Source organism: Geothermobacter hydrogeniphilus, from assembly GCF_002093115.1.
GTDB classification, from domain to species: Bacteria; Desulfobacterota; Desulfuromonadia; order Desulfuromonadales; family Geothermobacteraceae; genus Geothermobacter_A; species Geothermobacter_A hydrogeniphilus.
In genome coordinates this window covers 105,439-121,892 of the sequence record NZ_NAAD01000012.1, presented here as the reverse complement: position 1 = coordinate 121,892, position 16,454 = coordinate 105,439, and the positions used below count along the sequence as shown (strand labels likewise).

Annotated in this window: 17 protein-coding genes and 1 CRISPR repeat array (1 of these 18 running past the window's edge); of the genes, 6 read left to right on the top strand and 11 right to left on the bottom strand. The window is 61.6% G+C overall.

Features of this window, described 5'->3' with window-relative positions; all coding sequences use genetic code 11:
• Positions 1 to 166 precede the first annotated feature (166 nt).
• From B5V00_RS10580 to B5V00_RS10565, 4 genes are all read left to right on the top strand, one after another.
• Positions 167 to 898 (top strand): 4Fe-4S dicluster domain-containing protein, encoded by a 732-nt coding sequence (locus B5V00_RS10580; protein WP_085010759.1) that lies wholly within the window; start codon positions 167 to 169, stop codon positions 896 to 898.
• Between the two features lie 11 nt (positions 899 to 909).
• A complete protein-coding gene (locus B5V00_RS10575; RefSeq protein WP_085010758.1) occupies positions 910 to 4,098 on the top strand; it encodes a molybdopterin-dependent oxidoreductase in 3,189 nt (1,062 codons plus the stop codon).
• 60 nt (positions 4,099 to 4,158) lie between these two features.
• Entirely contained in the window at positions 4,159 to 4,344 is a 186-nt protein-coding gene (locus tag B5V00_RS10570) for a twin-arginine translocase TatA/TatE family subunit (protein WP_085010757.1), read from the top strand.
• Between the two features lie 142 nt (positions 4,345 to 4,486).
• On the top strand, positions 4,487 to 4,795 hold the full coding sequence (locus tag B5V00_RS10565) for a c-type cytochrome (RefSeq protein WP_085010756.1): 309 nt from the start codon (positions 4,487 to 4,489) through the stop codon (positions 4,793 to 4,795).
• A gap of 138 nt (positions 4,796 to 4,933) precedes the next feature.
• Here the strand turns inward: B5V00_RS10565 and B5V00_RS10560 are convergent, their stop codons facing one another.
• From B5V00_RS10560 to B5V00_RS10530, 7 genes are all read right to left on the bottom strand, one after another.
• Positions 4,934 to 6,628 (bottom strand): FAD-dependent oxidoreductase, encoded by a 1,695-nt coding sequence (locus B5V00_RS10560; protein WP_085010755.1) that lies wholly within the window; start codon positions 6,626 to 6,628, stop codon positions 4,934 to 4,936.
• A gap of 100 nt (positions 6,629 to 6,728) precedes the next feature.
• On the bottom strand, positions 6,729 to 7,064 hold the full coding sequence (locus B5V00_RS10555; RefSeq protein ID WP_085010754.1) for a DUF134 domain-containing protein: 336 nt from the start codon (positions 7,062 to 7,064) through the stop codon (positions 6,729 to 6,731).
• A 124-nt stretch (positions 7,065 to 7,188) separates the two neighbouring features.
• Positions 7,189 to 7,578: a NifB/NifX family molybdenum-iron cluster-binding protein gene (locus B5V00_RS10550; protein ID WP_085010753.1), complete on the bottom strand. Its 390-nt coding sequence runs from the start codon at positions 7,576 to 7,578 to the stop codon at positions 7,189 to 7,191.
• A 224-nt stretch (positions 7,579 to 7,802) separates the two neighbouring features.
• A complete protein-coding gene (locus tag B5V00_RS10545) occupies positions 7,803 to 8,372 on the bottom strand; it encodes a Tll0287-like domain-containing protein (protein ID WP_085010752.1) in 570 nt (189 codons plus the stop codon).
• Between the two features lie 238 nt (positions 8,373 to 8,610).
• Entirely contained in the window at positions 8,611 to 8,844 is a 234-nt protein-coding gene (locus B5V00_RS10540; protein ID WP_085010751.1) for a thioredoxin family protein, read from the bottom strand.
• Between the two features lie 113 nt (positions 8,845 to 8,957).
• A complete protein-coding gene (locus B5V00_RS10535; RefSeq protein ID WP_085010750.1) occupies positions 8,958 to 10,265 on the bottom strand; it encodes a permease in 1,308 nt (435 codons plus the stop codon).
• A 192-nt stretch (positions 10,266 to 10,457) separates the two neighbouring features.
• On the bottom strand, positions 10,458 to 10,787 hold the full coding sequence (locus B5V00_RS10530; protein ID WP_085010749.1) for an ArsR/SmtB family transcription factor: 330 nt from the start codon (positions 10,785 to 10,787) through the stop codon (positions 10,458 to 10,460).
• A 155-nt stretch (positions 10,788 to 10,942) separates the two neighbouring features.
• Here B5V00_RS10530 and B5V00_RS10525 point away from each other — a divergent pair, with 155 nt between their 5' ends.
• Positions 10,943 to 11,758, top strand: coding sequence for a hypothetical protein (locus B5V00_RS10525; RefSeq protein ID WP_085010748.1), 816 nt, complete (start codon positions 10,943 to 10,945; stop codon positions 11,756 to 11,758).
• A 160-nt stretch (positions 11,759 to 11,918) separates the two neighbouring features.
• Positions 11,919 to 12,449 carry an acyl-CoA thioesterase gene (locus B5V00_RS10520; protein ID WP_085010747.1) on the top strand — a complete coding sequence of 177 codons (531 nt, stop codon included), beginning with the start codon at positions 11,919 to 11,921 and terminating at the stop codon, positions 12,447 to 12,449.
• A 51-nt stretch (positions 12,450 to 12,500) separates the two neighbouring features.
• Here the strand turns inward: B5V00_RS10520 and B5V00_RS10515 are convergent, their stop codons facing one another.
• The 4 genes from B5V00_RS10515 to rarD all read right to left on the bottom strand — a co-directional run bounded on the left by B5V00_RS10515 (position 12,501) and on the right by rarD (position 15,371).
• Entirely contained in the window at positions 12,501 to 13,583 is a 1,083-nt protein-coding gene (locus tag B5V00_RS10515) for a 6-phosphofructokinase (protein WP_085010746.1), read from the bottom strand.
• Between the two features lie 109 nt (positions 13,584 to 13,692).
• Complete coding sequence (locus B5V00_RS10510; protein WP_085010745.1) at positions 13,693 to 14,067, bottom strand: type II toxin-antitoxin system RelE/ParE family toxin; 375 nt, start codon at positions 14,065 to 14,067, stop codon at positions 13,693 to 13,695.
• Positions 14,064 to 14,348, bottom strand: a complete 285-nt coding sequence (locus B5V00_RS10505) for a type II toxin-antitoxin system Phd/YefM family antitoxin (RefSeq protein WP_085010744.1) — start codon at positions 14,346 to 14,348, stop codon at positions 14,064 to 14,066. The genes B5V00_RS10510 and B5V00_RS10505 overlap by 4 nt, the downstream gene beginning before the upstream one ends.
• A gap of 105 nt (positions 14,349 to 14,453) precedes the next feature.
• Entirely contained in the window at positions 14,454 to 15,371 is a 918-nt protein-coding gene (gene rarD / locus B5V00_RS10500; RefSeq protein ID WP_085010743.1) for an EamA family transporter RarD, read from the bottom strand.
• Positions 15,372 to 15,547: 176 nt separating this feature from the next.
• A CRISPR array of direct repeats spans positions 15,548 to 16,454; the repeat unit is 29 nt; unit sequence CGGTTCATCCCCGCGGGTGCGGGGAACAG; it runs 4,734 nt beyond the window's last position.

Sequence of the window (16,454 nt, the reverse complement as noted above, 5' to 3'; positions counted from 1 at the left end):
TTTTTTTTGCTCGGAAAGCCGTTCGTTGCGGCTTGTTGTCGTTGGCACACTGCCTGCTATTTCTTGCTCTTGTTTGGATTTCTTTAACTCAGTCGGTTCATGACCGGCGGGATTTACGTACAGGCCAACCGGCCCAACCTCAACATCCTCATCCAGGAGGTCATCCATGAGTGAGCAGTCCGTATTGGAGCAGATGCGCGCCGATATCCAGCGTGCCCTGGCCAAACCGCCCGAGCAACGGCACTGGGCTATGATCATCGACATTCGCAAGTGTGTCGGCTGTCACGCCTGCACCGTCGCCTGCAAATCCGAAAACAAGACTCCCGAAGGGGTCGCCTACCGGTTTGTCAAGGATGCCGAGGACGGTGAGTACCCAAATGTCCAGCACTTCTTCATGCCCAACCAGTGCATGCAGTGCGCCAATGCTCCCTGCGTCAAGGCCTGTAAGGACGGCTCGGTGACCCAGGGCAAGGACGGCGTGGTGCGCATCGACTACGCCAGGAACACCGGCGATCCCAAGGTCGCCGCGGCCTGTCCCTACGGCGTGATGTCGGTTGACAAGGGCGACTACTATACTGACGGGACTCCTAAACGCGAGGCTTACGAGGATGCCGCGACCTTCGAGTATGGTGACAAGTCCGGGCGCAAGGGCAAGATCGGCAAGAATCGCAAGTGTCATTACTGCCTGCACCGGGTCGAGGCCGGGATGCTGCCGGCCTGCGTGTCGACCTGTATCGGGGAAGCCAATTATTTCGGCGACCTGAACGACCCGAAGTCGCTGGTGGCGAAGATGGCCAGGGAGAAGGGAATTTATATCTTCCAGGCCGATCTCGGCACCAAACCGACCACCAAGTACCTGGGCGCTGATGCTTACAGTTGCGCCAAATGCCACGAATAAGGAGGGCGACAATGAAAAAGGACAAGATCAAAGACATTGCCGCTCAAGCGGAAATCCAGGACGAAAAAGGGGTGTCCCGCCGCGGTTTCCTCAAGTGCAGCGCTTTTCTCGGTGGTTCCTTGCTGTTTGCCTCACAGATGGAATGGGCTCTCGGCATGGTGCGCAAGGCCGAGGCCGGCACACTCAGCGCCGCGGAGATGTATGACCTCGGCAAGGCCGAGCACATCATCTACGGTGCCTGCCTGCAGTGTCACACCGCCTGCAATATCAAAGGCAAGATTCTTAACGGCGTGCTGGTCAAGATTGACGGCAATCCCTACAGCGCCATGACCATGAGCCCGCATCTGCCCTACCTGACCGGTCCGAAAGAGGCGGCCAAGGTTGACGGCCATCTCTGCCCCAAGGGGCAGGCCGGTATCCAGTCACTGTATGACCCCTACCGCATCGTCAAGGTCCTCAAGCGTTACGGCAAGCGTGGCGAGAACAAGTGGCAGGTGGTCTCCTTTGACCAGGCGGTCAGCGAGATCGTCAACGGCGGCAAGCTGTTCAAGCATGTACCGGGCGAAGAGAACCGTGTCGTCAAGGGTCTGAAGGACATCTATGCCCTGCGCGACAGCAAGGTTGCCAAGGCGATGGCCAAGGATGCCGCCGCGGTCGGCAAGCAGAAGATGACGGTCGCCGCCTTCAAGAAGAAGTACGCCCGGTATCTCGACACCCTGATTGATCCCGACCATCCTGACCTGGGACCGAAGAACAACAGGTTCGTGATCCAGAACGGCCGTATCGAGCACGGCCGCAAGGAATTCTCCAAACGCTGGCAGAAGGACAGCTTCGGTTCGGTCAACTGGTACGAGCACACCAGCATCTGCGAGCAGTCCCACCACATCGGCTACAATGAATTCACCCGCAAGTGGGACAAGGGCAAATGGGGCAAGGGCAAGCACCACATGAAGCCCGACATCTATAACTCGAAGTACATCCTCTACTTTGGTACCGGCGCCTTCGAGGCCAACTTCGGTCCCACCAACCTGGCGCGCAAGGTTACCCAGGGGATCGCCGACGGCACACTGAAAATCGCCGTCGCCGACCCGCGTTTCTCCAAGACCGCGGCCAAAGCCGAGCAGTGGTTGCCGCTCAAGCCAGGCACTGATGCCGCCCTGGCCTACGGCATGATCCGCTGGATTATCGACAACAAGCGTTATGACAAGCAGTACCTCTCCTGTGCCAACAAGGCGGCCGCCAACGCGGTCAAGGAGACCACCTGGAGCAACGCCAGCCATCTGGTGAAGATTGAGAAGGATGGCCCGGGCGCCCTGCTGCGGGCCAGTGATGTCGGACTCGGCAGCAAAGAAGAGTTTGTCGCCATGGTCGGCGGCAAGCCGGTTGCGGTCGATGTCCACAAGGGCAAGGCGATTTACGGCGACCTGGAGTTCGACGGCAAGGTCAAGGGGATCAGGGTCAAGAGCGCCTTCACCCTGCTGACCGAAATGGCCCGCAGCAAGAGCGTCGCCCAGTGGGGTGTTGTGTGCGGCATCGCCGAGGCCGATATCGCCCGCGCCGCGAAGGATTTCACCTCCTACGGCAAGCAGGCGGTGGCCGAACTCTACCGCGGTCCGGTGCAGCACACCAACGGCTTCTACAACGCCCGCGCGGTGATCGCTCTCAACGTGCTGATCGGCAACGCCGACTGGAAGGGCGGCCTGCAGGCCGGCGGCGGTCACTGGCACGAGGACGGCAGCAAGAACGGGCCGTACAACATCAAGAAACTGTATGCCGACAAGATGAAGTCCTTCGGCGTCACCCTGACCCGCGAGAAGCACAAGTACGAGGACTCGACCCTCTTCTCCGGTTATCCAGCCAAGCGCTGCTGGTACCCCTTTTCCGGCAACGTCTACCAGGAGATCATCCCGTCTGCGGCGATGGGCTATCCCTACACCATCGATGCCCTGATGATTCACAAGGGCAGCCCGGCGCTGACCACCCCCGGTGCCAACAAGAACATCGAGATCCTGCAGGATCTCAATAAGATTCCACTGTTGTTCGCATCGGACATCGTCATCGGCGAAACCTCCATGTATGCCGATTACATCTTCCCCGACACCGCCATCTGGGAGCGTTGGGGCACCCCGCACGCGACTCCCGACCTGTTGACGGCGGTTTCCAAGGTGCGCCAGCCGATGGTGCAGGCGATGACCGAGGAGGTTGAAGTCTTCGGTGTCAAGCAGCCGCTGGGAATGGAGACGCTGCTGTTGGCGATTGCCGAGAAGCTGGGCCTGCCCAACCACGGCAGGGACGGTTTCGGCAAGGGACAGCCGCTGGAGCGTGCCGACGACTGGTTTGTCCGCATGGCGGCCAACCTCGCCAAGGGGGACAAGCCGGGGACCGAGGTGCCGGCTGCCGGTCGCGAGGAGCAGGCGATCTTCAGCAAGGCGCGCAAGCACCTGCACGGCTATGCCTACGATCCCAAGCGCTGGCGCAAGTTCCTCGGCGACGACATGTTTCTGCGCACCATCACCGTACTCAATCGCGGTGGCCGTTTTGAGGATGCCGAACACGCCTACAAGGGCGACAAGGTGCACCACCAGTTCAAGAACCAGTTCAACATCTACAGCGAAAAAGTCGCCCTCGCCAGGCACCCCGGCACCGGCAAACGCTTCAACGGCCTGCCGATTTCTGAGCCGGTACTCGATTTCCACGGCCGGGAGGTCAAGGATGCCGGCTACGATATGACCCTGATTACCTACAAGGACATCGTCGGCGGCCAGTCCCGGACCATCGGCAATTACTGGGCGCAGGGCCGTGAACTGGCCGAGAATTATATCCTGCTGAATTCGCGAGACGCCAGGAAGCTGGGCCTCAAGGATGGCAGCGAGGCCAAGATTCTCTCAGCCAGTAATCCGGACGGGATGTGGAACATCGGTCATGGCCTTGATCGCCCGGTCGGCGGCAAGGTCAAGGTGATCGAAGGTGTTCGTCCCGGCGTGGTGGCGGTTTCCTGGTCCTGTGGTCACTGGGCTTATGGAGCCAACGACGTCAAGGTCGACGGCAAGGTGGTCAAGGGCGACCAGCGGCGCGGCAAGGGACTTTGTCCCAACGCGGCGATGCGCATTGACCCGGCGCTTGGTGATATGTGTCTGACCGACCCGATTGGCGCTTCCTCAGCTTTCTTCGGTACCAGGGTCAAGGTCGTTCCCGTTTGAGAAAACCGATAACCCGGGCGGTGGGGCATTGGCTCCACCGCCCTTTTCCGGGAGTAAAGAATGTTTGGAATGGGAACCACGGAGTTGATGATCATCATGGCCATCGTGCTGGTTATTTTCGGTGCCGGCAAACTGCCGCAGGTGGGGGGCGCGCTCGGTAAAGGTATCAGTAACTTTAAAAAAGGTTTGAATGATGCTGGCGAAGTTGAAATTGAAGAGGTTTTGGTTGAGACGGAGAAGAATTGAGCTGCTGTTTTAAGGCAAGGTTTTACACATCTGTCTTCTCTCGTCCCCAGTGATCAGGCTTGCCAAGCAGAACTTCTGCAGTATCCTTGTGAACAGTTGAAGCCAGATGTCTGATTCAGGACATAACCAAGGAGCTGCTACGATGAAAAAACTGATTCTGTTGCTTGTTGCCGCGATGACCCTGATGCTTCCGGTTGCCGGTTTTGCCGCGCCGAACGGGGAGGCAATATACCAGAAGGCCTGCAGTGTCTGTCACAATACCGGCATTGCCGGCGCTCCCCAGCTGGGCAATAAGGCGGCCTGGAAAGAGCGTAATGCCAGGGGCGTGGATGACTTGACCGGGGTTGCCATCAAAGGCAAGGGCGCCATGCCGGCTAAAGGCGGCCATTCCGAACTGAGTGACGCCGAGGTCAAGGCGGCGGTCGAGTACATGATGGAAAAAGGCAAGTAGCAAGTAGCGGGCGGACTCTATCTGCTGAATGAAAATCCCCGTCGGCACCGTCAGTGGTGTCGACGGGGATTTTTTTTGCTCGACGTTGATTCGGGATCGGAGGAAATGTCCCCCCCGGTTTCAGACTACGGTATTTCTCTACCCCTGACCCCGCTCCAGTTCAAACGGCCAGCCGAGGATCCCGCCTTCGAGGTAGGCGACCTTCTCGAATCCGGCCGCCAGCAGGATGCGGGTTGCTTCGTAGCCGCGCAGGCTGATTTTGCAGAAGGGAACGATCAGCCTGTCGTTCGGCAGCTCCGCCGTTTCGGAGCGCAACCGGCCGAGAGGCAGCAGGGTGGCGCCGGGGATGCGTACGTCGGCGTATTCATCCGGAGAACGCACGTCGAGTAGCAGGATCTCCTCTCCGGCGTCGAGACGCTGCCGCAGCTGCAGGGAACTGAGGCTGTCGGCCAGGCCGTCGAGCTTGTTGCGCAGGGCGTTGGCCGCCTGGTGCAGCGGATCCATGGCGCCGGAAAAGGGAGGCGCGTAGCCGAGGTCGAGCTGGGCAAAGCGGTTGAGGCCGGCACCGAAACTGAGGGCGGTGGCGACCACGTCGATCCGTTTGGCGACCTCTCCCGGTCCGACGATCTGCGCACCCAGCAGGCGACGGCTGGCGCGATCGACGGTCAGACGGGTCAGGATCGGGCGGGCGGACGGCATCGAATGAACCCGGTCCGGTGAGGGGGCGAGAATACTGACCGGGTCGAACCCCGCCTCGCGCGCCTGTTGTTCCGAGAAGCCGGTGCGGCCGACATTGAGGTCGAAAACCTTGACCAGCAGGCTGCCGAGGATGCCGGGGAAATAGGTTGTCCGGGCGCAGAGGCTGTCGGCAACCACCCGACCGTGCTTGTTGGCGGTGGAGCCGAGGGGCAGGTAAAGTGGATGGCCGTTGATCAGGTGACGGCTCTCGACACAGTCGCCGGCGGCGTAAATCGCCGGGTCACTGGTCTGCAGATGTTCGTTGACCGCGATGGCGCCGCTGATGCCGATTTCCAGGCCGGACTCCCGCGCCAGTTCGACGTTCGGCGTCACCCCCAGGGCGAGAATCACCAGCTCGGCGGGGTAGCTGCCGGCCACGGTACGGACCCGTACGGCACGGCCGTCTTCCCCTTCGATGGCCTGCAGGGCTTCTCCGAGATGCAGGTCGACGCCGTTTCGGCGCAGGGCGCGATGGACCTGCTCCGCCAGGTCGGCATCGAGAATGCCGGACAGAACCTGCGGCTGCATTTCCAGCAGCCGTACTTCCAGCTGCCGGGCGCGAAGGGCTTCCGCCATTTCCAGGCCGATCAGCCCGCCGCCGACGATCACCGCCCGGGCACCCGGCTGCAACCGGTCGAGGATGGCGGCAGCGTCCTCGACCCTTTTCAATGGTTGCACGCCCTCCAGATCGACACCGGGCAGCGGCGGGATGATCGGCCGGCTGCCGGTCGCCAGCACCAGCTGGTCGTAGTGCCGTTCTTCCTCCCGCTCTTCGGCCAGGTGCCGGACGCGGAGCTGCTGCCGTTCCCGGTCGATGGCGACCGCTTCACAGCCGGTCAGGACTTCGACTCCCTTGACCCTGGCGAAGAAGGTTTCATCGCGCAGGGTGCCGTTGGGGGTGCGGCGAACTTCATCCAGTTCCGCGATCTCCTCGGCGATGACATAGGGCAGGGCGCAGGCGCCGTAGGAAAGATTCCGGCCGCGCTCGATGACGGTGATCCGGGCCTGCGAGTCAAGCCGGCGCAGCCGGGAAGCCGTTTTCATTCCGGCGGCAACGCCGCCGACGATCAGGATGGTGCGGGGTTCTGTGGACATGATGTAAAGAACTCCTTGGCTTGTCTCGCTGTTTCAAGTCAGCAGAGATGAGAAGCTGCGCGTCTGTGGTCCCTCTGATCCACCCCGGAAGTAATCAGTTTCAACAGGGGTGTTCTTCTTCGGGGGATACGGCGACTGGTACCCGTTCTTCCGTCGTGAGCAGAATCGCCCGGCCGGCCAGCAGGGCTTCGATCAGTTTCCTGCGACCGCTGACCACCAGCCGCTGAACCGTACCGCGTGAAATCCCCATCCGTTCTCCCGCCTGCTGCTGGGTCAGTCCGAGACCGTCGCAGAGATGGACAGCTTCGGTTTCATCGGGGTAGAGGATGGTTTTTTCCAGTTCAACCAGCGGCGTTCCGGCCGGTTTGAAAATCACCGTGCCGAACTCCCTCAGGGCGCTGCAGCATTTTCTCGGTTTTCTCGGGCGGGGCGTCATCAGTCACCTGCAAAATCGCGCGGGATCAGCGCTTCAGGTTTCGCGACGCCCATGCTCAAAGTGCCTGTCATGGTTCGCTCCAGTGGGATGGGGCACCCCGGCGGAGTGCCCCTGAAGACATCGATCAGTGGTGACAGCCGCCGTGCCCATGGCCATGACCATGGCCGCCACAGGTCCGATCCGGAGTCAGCACCGGCAACTCATCTTCGGCGAGACAGGTGATATTGTCGGCGATCGTCACCCCCTGGGCCTGGTAAACGGTCAGCCCGGCCCGGTTCAGGCCCCGCAGTGCGCCGGCGCCGATACCGCCGACGACGATGGCGTCGACATCCTGGCCGCCGAGGGCTTTCAGCGGTTGACAGGCGCCGTGAGCGTGGTGCTGATCACTGTTGCTCAGCGCCCGGATTTCGCGACTCAGGGTGTCGACGACGATAAACTGCGGTGCCGAGCCAAAGTGCCCGTGGACTTCGCTTTCAAGACCCTGGTTTTCAACAACCGGAAAACAGATTTTCATGATGACCTCCCCGCCCCGCCAGGATTCCCGAGGGGCTCGTTTTGTGTATATGCACAAATATAGTAACGCAATATATGAATGTCAATATAGTATTTCATCATATTTTACGCTGGAATAAAAATGATACGGAAACGGGGAATATGGTCGGGAATCGATTTGCTGAGGTTCCGGCCCCCCCCGGATCACCAGGGGGGGCCGGGGGGGGGGGCGTGACCACAGAGGTTTCAGTCCAGTGGTTTGCTGAGGGTGAAGGCGCCGCGCAGGTCGCCGACCTTGAAGCCGGTCGCCTGATCCCGCGGATAATTGCGCCGCAGTGCCCGGCGGATTTCCGGGGCGATGTTGTCGCCATGGCAGGTCAGGCAGAGCCTGCCGGTCGGAATCGCCTTGAGAAAACGGAAGCGGCGCTGTTGTCCCTGTTGCACGATCTCGCTTTTGACCAGTTTGCCGACCGGAATTCCGGCCCGGTGCTGCCGTTCAAACTCCTCCATGCCTGCTTTTTCCCAGGCGTCGGGGTGGTTGAGCGGATTGCGGGCGCGCAGGCTGGTGCGGCCGATTTTCCAGCCGCTGGCGGCTTCCATCTCGGCGGCGAATTTCGGTGCCTGTCTGCCGCAGGTGTCAATCGCCCGCACCGGACCGCCCATCGCCATGGACATCTGCAGCGCGCCCTTGAGCCTGGCGACATAGGTTTTGACCAGGGTGCCGGCCTCGGCTTTAAGGGCGGCTTCATCGGCTGCCGGCAGCAGGCCGGGAGTGAGCAGCAGGAACAGGCATATCAGAACGGGCATTTTCTTCATCGCATTCTCCACGGGTTCCGGAGCTTTCGGCCGGTAGCGGCAATGACTGCCATGCCGGGCATCGGTGTTACCGGTCGATAATTTTCCATTCAACACTATATGCAAAAATTGGAATGTATATCAACGTCAATATGGTGCCGATGATCAGCCCGCCGATGGCGACATCGGCCAGCGGCGAGAGACGCTCTAAACCGACCTGAATGACGCGACCCGTCTTGTTTCGTCGATTTCAAGGAATTCACCCTAATAACTTTTCGATCTCGGCCGGGCTCGGCACCTTGCCGGACAACACCAGTACGCCGTCGACTGCAAGTCCCGGTGACGACATGAGACCAAATTTCATGATGTCGTTGATGTCGGTGACCTTCTCCATCTCGTAGTCGAGGCCAAGCTTGTCGGCCGCCTGCCTGGTGTTCGCCGCCAGTTTCCGGCACCTGGCACAACCGGTTCCGAGGATCTGGATTTTTTTCATCTTCGTTGCTCCTTTTTTCAGGCTTGAGGCCACCAAGGCACCAAGTTCACCAAGAAAGGCAAAAAAATAAGGTTTTCTTCGTGTCCTTGGTGTCTTGGTGGCAATCATGTTTTTTAAAATAACGCCCCGTAAATCAGTCCGCTGAGGGTCGCCATCACCATCACCAGCGCGACGAAGACAATGGTCTTTTTCGTTCCCATCACGCTACGGATCACCAGCATGTTCGGCAGCGAGAGGGCGGGGCCGGCGAGCAGCAGCGCCAGCGCCGGGCCCTTGCCCATGCCGGCACCCATCAGCCCCTGCAGGATCGGCACTTCGGTGAGGGTGGCGAAGTACATGAAGGCGCCGAACACCGAGGCAAAGAGGTTGGCAAAGACCGAGTTGCCGCCGACCAGCGAGGCGACCCAGGTCGACGGGATCAGGCCCTCGTGCCCCGGGCGACCGAGCAGCACCCCGGCGATCAGCACGCCGATCAGCAGCAGCGGCAGGATCTTCTTGGTGAAATCCCAGCTTTCCTCGAACCACTGGCCCATTTCGCCGTCCCGGGTGGCTTTCAGGTTGCTCAGCACCGACAGGCCGATGACGCCGAAGGTGAAGGCGAGGGCAGGATGCTGCGGCTGAAGGATCGCCATCAGCGCTGCCGGCAGGCCGGCGATGAGGATGCGGGTGAAGCCGAGCTTGAACCAGGTCGCCAGCATGACGGCCAGGGCAACGGAGAAGCCGCTGGTGATCCACCACTTGGCGGCGTAGATGGCATGCCAGAGGCCGGTTGGATCATTCGTTTTCCCCCAGTTGGCGAAGACCAGGATGCCGACCATGCTGGCGAAATAGAGGCTGGTCTGCCACAGCGGCCGACTCCCGTCCTCTTCACCTATCATCGGCGCCGCGGCGGCTTTTTCCGCCTCTTCGTGGCGGAAGAAGAAGTGCATGGCGAGGCCGATGACCACGGCAAAGAGGATTGCCCCGACGGCGCGGGCGATGCCCATCTCCGGACCGAGAATGCGGGCGGTGAGGATGATGGCGAGGATGTTGATCGCCGGTCCCGAGTAGAGGAAGGCGCAGGCCGGTCCCAGCCCCGCACCCATCCGGTAGATGCCGGCGAACAGCGGCAGGATGGTGCAGGAACAGACCGCGAGGATGGTCCCCGAGACCGCGGCGACGCCGTAGGCCAGCATCTTGTTCGCCTTCGGGCCGAGGTATTTCATCACCGCCTGCCGGCTGACGAACACCGCCACCGCCCCGGCGATGAAGAAGGCCGGCACCAGGCAGAGCAGCACATGTTCGCGGGCATACCACTTCACCAGGTGCAGCGACTCCATGATCGCCCCCTGCACCCGCGGCGCCTCCACCGGCAGGAAGAAGCAGCCGGCAAAGACGACGATGATCCAGGCGAGCGGTTTCCATTCGCTTTTCCAGTCCATAAGCAGCTTCCTTATTGGTCAAATTGCCAAATACTTGCGTAAAGCCTAATCTGCCGCCAAGGCGCCAGGAGAATCAAAATCGGCCAAGGGCGAAGGGCTAAAGGCTAAGGGTCCTGACGCTTTTCCCCTTGACCTTTGGCCCTTCGCCTTTAGCCGCCGTTGATAAGCGTCCTTGGTGTCTTGGTGGCCGCTTTAGCCTTTTCCTCCGCACACTGCCGAACTGCACCTTGCCTGCTCGCTCAGTACCGCCTCGATGCAGTCGAAGAAACCGGTTACGCAGGGGACCCGCAGGCGGTAGAAGACCTGGTTGCCACGCTTGTCGTCGGTGACGATGCCGGCGTTCTTCAATACACTCAGGTGTTTTGACACGGTTGACATGTCGGCGCCGACCAGTTGCTGCAGGTCGCAGACGCAGCGCTCTCCGGCTTCCAGCTCTTCGACCATCAGCAGCCGGGAGGGGTGGGCCAGGGCCTTGAGGACCCGGGCGCGGGCTTCGAGTTGTTGGCGGCGTTGCGTGTTCATATTTGGCAAAATAGCCAAATAGATTGTTGTTGTCAAATTTTTTTTGCCGGTGGATTTGGGTTGAAAGTCGCGCCTTGCCTGGAATCCCGATATGCTGTATATGCACTCCGGCAGACCGGCCCGTTCGGCCGGGAGGAGATAGATGGAGGAGCAGCATGACAGATCGGCAACAGCTTTCCGGATATATTGAACAGCTCAGTTATATCCTCGGCAAGATTCGCCATTACCGCAAGCAGAACCAGTATGTTTACCCGCGGCCGTTTGCAAGCTGGAACAAGGGCTACAACCGGCTGGTCGAGGATCTGCAGGCGGCGCAGGTTCTTTCAGCGCCGCCGTTCAAGTTGACCGATGCGGATTTTTCTCCGAGCGGCAAGTCTATTCGTCCGGAGACGGTCGATAAACTGGTTCGGACCATCCGGCAGCAGATCGTGCATCTCGAAGAGAAGCTCGAAGAACTGACCCGGAAGGCTGTCGAGAAAGCTGCCGGGCCGCATCCTCTGGAACGGTTTTTTTCGCGCGACCGGGAGGGCCGTCCCATTGAGCCGCCGGCCGAAGACGACCTGGCCCTGGTCGTCGTTCCCGCCGGGACGGCCGGGGAGCAGCTTTTCCGCCGGGGCATTCAACCGGCGCTGGAGGCACGGGGATTCCGCTGTTTCAGGGCCGAAGGATTCCTGGCGGACAGCAATGGCTTTGCCGAACTCTGCCGGCGGCTCCATGCCTGCCGGCTGGTGATCCTCGACCTCGCCGGTTGTTCTCCCGAGGTTATGCTGGCTCTGGGGCTGGCCTGCGGGTGCGGCAAGCCGCTTATTCAGCTGCAGCAGCCGGGAGAGGCTTCCGCCGTCGTGCCGGTCGGCAGTGCTCTGCTGCCCTATGATGACGCGGCGACAGTCGCCGAGGAGCTTGAAGCCATGCTGACGAAGGTTTTACCTGAATCAGTGAGTTCCTTGTCAGCGGATAGCACAAGTCATTGATCTGCCAGAGCTTCCCAAAAATCACCAGCGAACCTATGGGTGCGCTTCAGATTTTTGGAAACCTCTTTCAGACCCAGCACTTGTACTCTCCATCCAACAGAAACTCACTGATTCAGGTTTTGGCAACGGCTGACGCCGGGACGCAAAAGGAGACGAGATGATGAGCAGAAAAGCCGCCAAGTTCTGTCGCGAGTCGCGGACCATCAGGACCTCGCTGGTCCTGCCGCCGGACACCAACAACTACGGCACCATGTTCGGCGGCCGGGTGATGTTCCATATCGACGACATCGCCGCCATTGCCGCCACCCGCCACGCCCGCACCTCGGTGGTGACCGCCTCCACCGACTCGGTCGATTTTCTTCATCCGATCCGCAACGGCCAGACCGTCTGTCTCGAAGCCTTCGCCACCTGGGCCCACCGCACCTCGGTGGAGGTGTTCGTCAAGGTGGTCGCCGAGGATATGCTGAGCGGTGAACGCACTGTCTGCGCCACATCCTTCCTGACCTTCGTGGCCCTCGACGTCAACGGCGAAAAGCAGATGGTTCCGGAGGTGATTCCGGAAACCGAACTGGAGAAGTTCCTCTTCGCCGGGGCCCCGGCGCGGGCCCGTGAACGCCTGGCGAAACGCGAACAGTCGAAATCGCTGGCGGAGCGGTTCGGCGCAGACAGCATGTGGCACCTGAATCCCTGAGGCCTGTGGTATCGCGGGAAGGCGGGGCGGTCCTTTTCTTTTCCGCCCCGTTCAGCGCCCGCAGCAGATCCCCAGCGCCTCGGCGGTGGCGACCAGCTGCCCGTCCGGGTCGACCAGTCGCAGGTTGTCGATCGCGTCGGCGACCGGCACCGAGACGATCTCCTGCCCCTTGAGCGACACCATGCGGCCGAACTCGCCGCGACGGATCAGTTCCACCGCCTCGACCCCGAAGCGTGAGCCGAGGATGCGGTCGGTGTGGGACGGGGTGCCGCCGCGCTGCACGTGTCCCAGCACCACGGTGCGGGTTTCGATCCCCAGTCCCTCTTCGATCTGCTGCGCCACCACCTGTCCGACCCCGCCGAGCCGTTCGGCGCGGCCATCGGTTTCGGCCGCCACGGCGACGGTGCGGCTGCCTTCCTTCGGCAGAGCCCCTTCGGCGACCACCACCACCGAAAAATTACGGCCCAGTTTTTTGCGTCCCTCCAGCTTGTTGAAGACGGCGTCGAGGTCGTAGGGGATTTCCGGCAGCAGGATGACATCGGCCGACCCGGCAATGCCCGACTCCAGCGCGATCCAGCCGGCGTAGCGCCCCATCACCTCGACCACCATCGCCCGGCGGTGGCTTTCGGCGGTGGTGTGCAGGCGGTCGAGGGCCTCGGTGACGATGCCGACCGCGGTGTGATAGCCGAAGGTCGAATCGGTGGCGGCGACGTCACAGTCGATGGTCTTGGGGACAAAGACGCAGGGGATGCCGAGATCCATCAGTTGGCGGCCGATGCCGAGGGTGCCGTCACCACCGACCATGATCAGCGCCTCGGCCCCGGTTGCGCGAAAATTGTCCAGGACCCGGGCCGAGAGATCGTGGACCACCCGGGTCCCGTTCTCCTCGACCTCGTAGCGGAACGGGTTGCCCTTGTTGGTGGTGCCGATGATGGTGCCGCCGCGCGACAGGATGCCCTTGACCTGGTCGAGCCCGAGAGGGATCGGTTCCCAGCCGTGGACCAGGCCGTCGAGGCCGTCACGGATGCCGATCACCTCCCAACCGTAGCGGAAGATGGCGGAACGTACCACCCCGCGGATCACCGCGTTCAGTCCCGGGCAGTCGCCGCCGCCGGTGGAAATCGCAATTTTCATGGTTCATGCCTCCAAGCGAGATGATTGTGCAGACAGTGTAGCATGCAGGATCTTTTCGGCCAGAGAGGGGACAAGGTTAAGGTTGGATGTGCCGGAAGGCGGGGACGTCTCAATCTTCCCATCGTTCCGGAAAGTCGAAGGAAAGCTGGCAATGATGTTTGATCGCCAGCAGATACAGGTTGTTCCCTTGTCGGGCGTAGAGGATGAGATAGTCGCCGCGGATCAACTCCCGTACGCCGGCGTTGTCGTCGAGGTGCTGTTGCAGGGTTGCGACCAGGGTTGCGGCCTCGTGGGAGGATGTGCGGCGTTGCAGGAAGTCTTTGCCGAGTTCGGGAAAAACCTCCAGCCGGGGGATGATATCGGTAAACAGATCGTCCAGCAGGGCTTCGAAGGCCCGGGCAGAGTCGGCCTCGGCCAAAAAGGTCTCGATCTCATCCAGGTTGCGACGGAAATTGCGGGTGACCTGGATAGGTCTGCGGCTCATTTTGAGCGGCCGTATCGGGCTTTCAGTTCTGCCACCGAACAGAGGTTGCCCGCTTCGACATCGTCCCAACCGCGACCGGCCTCTTCGAGCAGTGTCAGGTGGATGTTTTCCCGTTCGAGGCGGTGGTAATAGTCGAGGCGGCGGGCATCGATCAGGGCGACATAGGCTTTGCCATTGCGGGTGATGATCTTTTCCCGGCCCTGGCAGGCCTCTTCGGCCAGTTCGGTCAGGCGGGCGCGGGTTTCCTTGAGGGGGACAATGTCCCTGCTGGTGATCGGCATGGCATGCTCCTGTTCGCAGGTTTAACGTATAGATTAAACCATGGAGGGCACTTGCGGCAAGTCAGGTGTCGGTTTTATCGTCGGTTTGCAGTCAGCTTCAACGCTTCAGTCTGCCGCCCCTCTGCTCCGGCTCTTCCACAGCGCTTCCCCCGAATAGACCCCCAGTCCGGCCCAGATGAAGAGAAAGCTGGCCAGTTCGGCCAGGTTGAAGGGCTCCCGGTAGAGGCCGACGGCCAGCAGGAAATGCAGGCTGGGAGTGATGTACTGCAGAAAACCGATGGTGGCCAGGCGCAGCCGGCGGGCGGCGCCGATGAAGCAGAGCAGGGGGATGGCGGTCACCACCCCGGAGAGGGGCAGCAGCAGGTCGAGCCGCAGCGAGCCGCCCAGGAACCCGGCCTGGTGCCGGCCCAGCAGGTAGAGTATGAAGCCCAGGGCGAAGGGCGCCAGCAGCAGGGTCTCGACCGTCAGGCCGATCAATGCGTCAACCTCGGCGATCTTGCGCAGCAGCCCGTAAAGCCCGAAGGACGCTGCCAGCACCAGGGCGATCCAGGGCAGCCGGCCGTACTGGACGGTCAGGGAGATGACCCCCACCAGGGCGAGCAGCACGCTCAGCTGCTGCCAGCGGCTGAGCCGTTCGCCGAGAAAGAGGAAACCGAGCAGCACGCTCAGCAGCGGGGTGATGAAATAGCCCAGGCTCGACTGCAGTACCTCGCCGACCTGCACCGCGTAGATGAAGACCAGCCAGTTGCAGGCGATCAGCAGCGTCGAGCCGCACAGCGTCAGCAGCAGTGTCCGGTCGGCGAAGGTCCGGCGGATGGCGCCGAGTCGGCCGCGGAGGAGAACCAGCAGGCTGAGGAAAACTGCCGACCAGAAGATCCGGTGACAGACGATTTCCAGCGGCGCGGCGCCGGTCAGGGCTTTGAAGAAGATCGGGAAGGAGCCCCAGATGGTGTAGGCGGCGAGACCGAGGAGGACGCCCTGCCGGGAGCGGTTCTCAGCTGCTGTGGTTGCGGAAGAAGTCATCCGCAGAATGTGCGCTGTTTTGAGGTGAAAATCAAGTTTTCAACGGCGGCTGTTGATGTCGAGGCTATTCTGGTAATCTCCCGGCTCGTTGGGGGTGATGATCAGGTTGTCGGCTTGTTTCAATCCGCGCCCCCGTGAGGGGGCGACCAAGGGTTTCCGCTTATTAGGATCGTTTACGGTTCATCCCCGCGGGTGCGGGGAACAGTCCCTGACGGCCAGGTTCTGTCTTTCCATGGCCGGTTCATCCCCGCGGGTGCGGGGAACAGCGTCAAAAAGAAAGGGGGCAAGAAATGAGCCTCGGTTCATCCCCACGGGTGCGGGGAACAGGAGTCAGACAACCTCGACGAGTGCCTGCAGATCGGTTCATCCCCGCGGGTGCGGGGAACAGGATGCCGCACCGTCGGCGGCATCGAACGCCATCGGTTCATCCCCGCGGGTGCGGGGAACAGATGCCCGCTGTTTTGACCGTCACGCTCGGCAGCGGTTCATCCCCGCGGGTGCGGGGAACAGATTACCTGGAGGGCGACGGCGTTGATGATCTGCGGTTCATCCCCGCGGGTGCGGGGAACAGGAGTCACGGACAGGTCATAAACGGTAACGTCCTGGTTCATCCCCGCGGGTGCGGGGAACAGCCGAACCAGAACGCGAGACGTTCGCGCCAGGTCGGTTCATCCCCGCGGGTGCGGGGAACAGGAGACCAGAGAGCGCGATGACGGCAGCATCCTGGGTTCATCCCCGCGGGTGCGGGGAACAGGCCTGGAACTGCCGCCCGATGCAGACCCGCGCCGGTTCATCCCCGCGGGTGCGGGGAACAGGGTCAGACAAATCAACAACGATTGACATCAAACGGTTCATCCCCGCGGGTGCGGGGAACAGTGGGCATCAACGCCCGGTGAACAATGAGCGGACGGTTCATCCCCGCGGGTGCGGGGAACAGACGATAGCTTTTAGCGAGAGCTTCGCCTCGGACGGTTCATCCCCGCGGGTGCGGGGAACAGACCAGCACCATGCGGATCAGCCGCTCCTTGATCGGTTCATCCCCGCGGGTGCGGGGAACAGTGCTCGCGCTGGACGGTGAGGCGG

Bases quoted from the DNA above. Each gene is read 5' to 3' on its own strand.
- B5V00_RS10535 (WP_085010750.1), bottom strand. From the start codon at position 10,265: ATGGACTGGAAAAGCGAATGGAAACCGCTCGCCTGGATCATCGTCGTC.
- B5V00_RS10510 (WP_085010745.1), bottom strand. From the start codon at position 14,067: ATGAGCCGCAGACCTATCCAGGTCACCCGCAATTTCCGTCGCAACCTG.
- B5V00_RS10565 (WP_085010756.1), top strand. From the start codon at position 4,487: ATGAAAAAACTGATTCTGTTGCTTGTTGCCGCGATGACCCTGATGCTT.
- B5V00_RS10575 (WP_085010758.1), top strand. From the start codon at position 910: ATGAAAAAGGACAAGATCAAAGACATTGCCGCTCAAGCGGAAATCCAG.
- B5V00_RS10555 (WP_085010754.1), bottom strand. From the start codon at position 7,064: ATGACGCCCCGCCCGAGAAAACCGAGAAAATGCTGCAGCGCCCTGAGG.
- rarD (WP_085010743.1), bottom strand. From the start codon at position 15,371: ATGACTTCTTCCGCAACCACAGCAGCTGAGAACCGCTCCCGGCAGGGC.
- B5V00_RS10525 (WP_085010748.1), top strand. From the start codon at position 10,943: ATGACAGATCGGCAACAGCTTTCCGGATATATTGAACAGCTCAGTTAT.
- B5V00_RS10570 (WP_085010757.1), top strand. From the start codon at position 4,159: ATGTTTGGAATGGGAACCACGGAGTTGATGATCATCATGGCCATCGTG.
- B5V00_RS10540 (WP_085010751.1), bottom strand. From the start codon at position 8,844: ATGAAAAAAATCCAGATCCTCGGAACCGGTTGTGCCAGGTGCCGGAAA.
- B5V00_RS10515 (WP_085010746.1), bottom strand. From the start codon at position 13,583: ATGAAAATTGCGATTTCCACCGGCGGCGGCGACTGCCCGGGACTGAAC.
- B5V00_RS10530 (WP_085010749.1), bottom strand. From the start codon at position 10,787: ATGAACACGCAACGCCGCCAACAACTCGAAGCCCGCGCCCGGGTCCTC.
- B5V00_RS10580 (WP_085010759.1), top strand. From the start codon at position 167: ATGAGTGAGCAGTCCGTATTGGAGCAGATGCGCGCCGATATCCAGCGT.
- B5V00_RS10560 (WP_085010755.1), bottom strand. From the start codon at position 6,628: ATGTCCACAGAACCCCGCACCATCCTGATCGTCGGCGGCGTTGCCGCC.
- B5V00_RS10550 (WP_085010753.1), bottom strand. From the start codon at position 7,578: ATGAAAATCTGTTTTCCGGTTGTTGAAAACCAGGGTCTTGAAAGCGAA.
- B5V00_RS10545 (WP_085010752.1), bottom strand. From the start codon at position 8,372: ATGAAGAAAATGCCCGTTCTGATATGCCTGTTCCTGCTGCTCACTCCC.
- B5V00_RS10520 (WP_085010747.1), top strand. From the start codon at position 11,919: ATGAGCAGAAAAGCCGCCAAGTTCTGTCGCGAGTCGCGGACCATCAGG.
- B5V00_RS10505 (WP_085010744.1), bottom strand. From the start codon at position 14,348: ATGCCGATCACCAGCAGGGACATTGTCCCCCTCAAGGAAACCCGCGCC.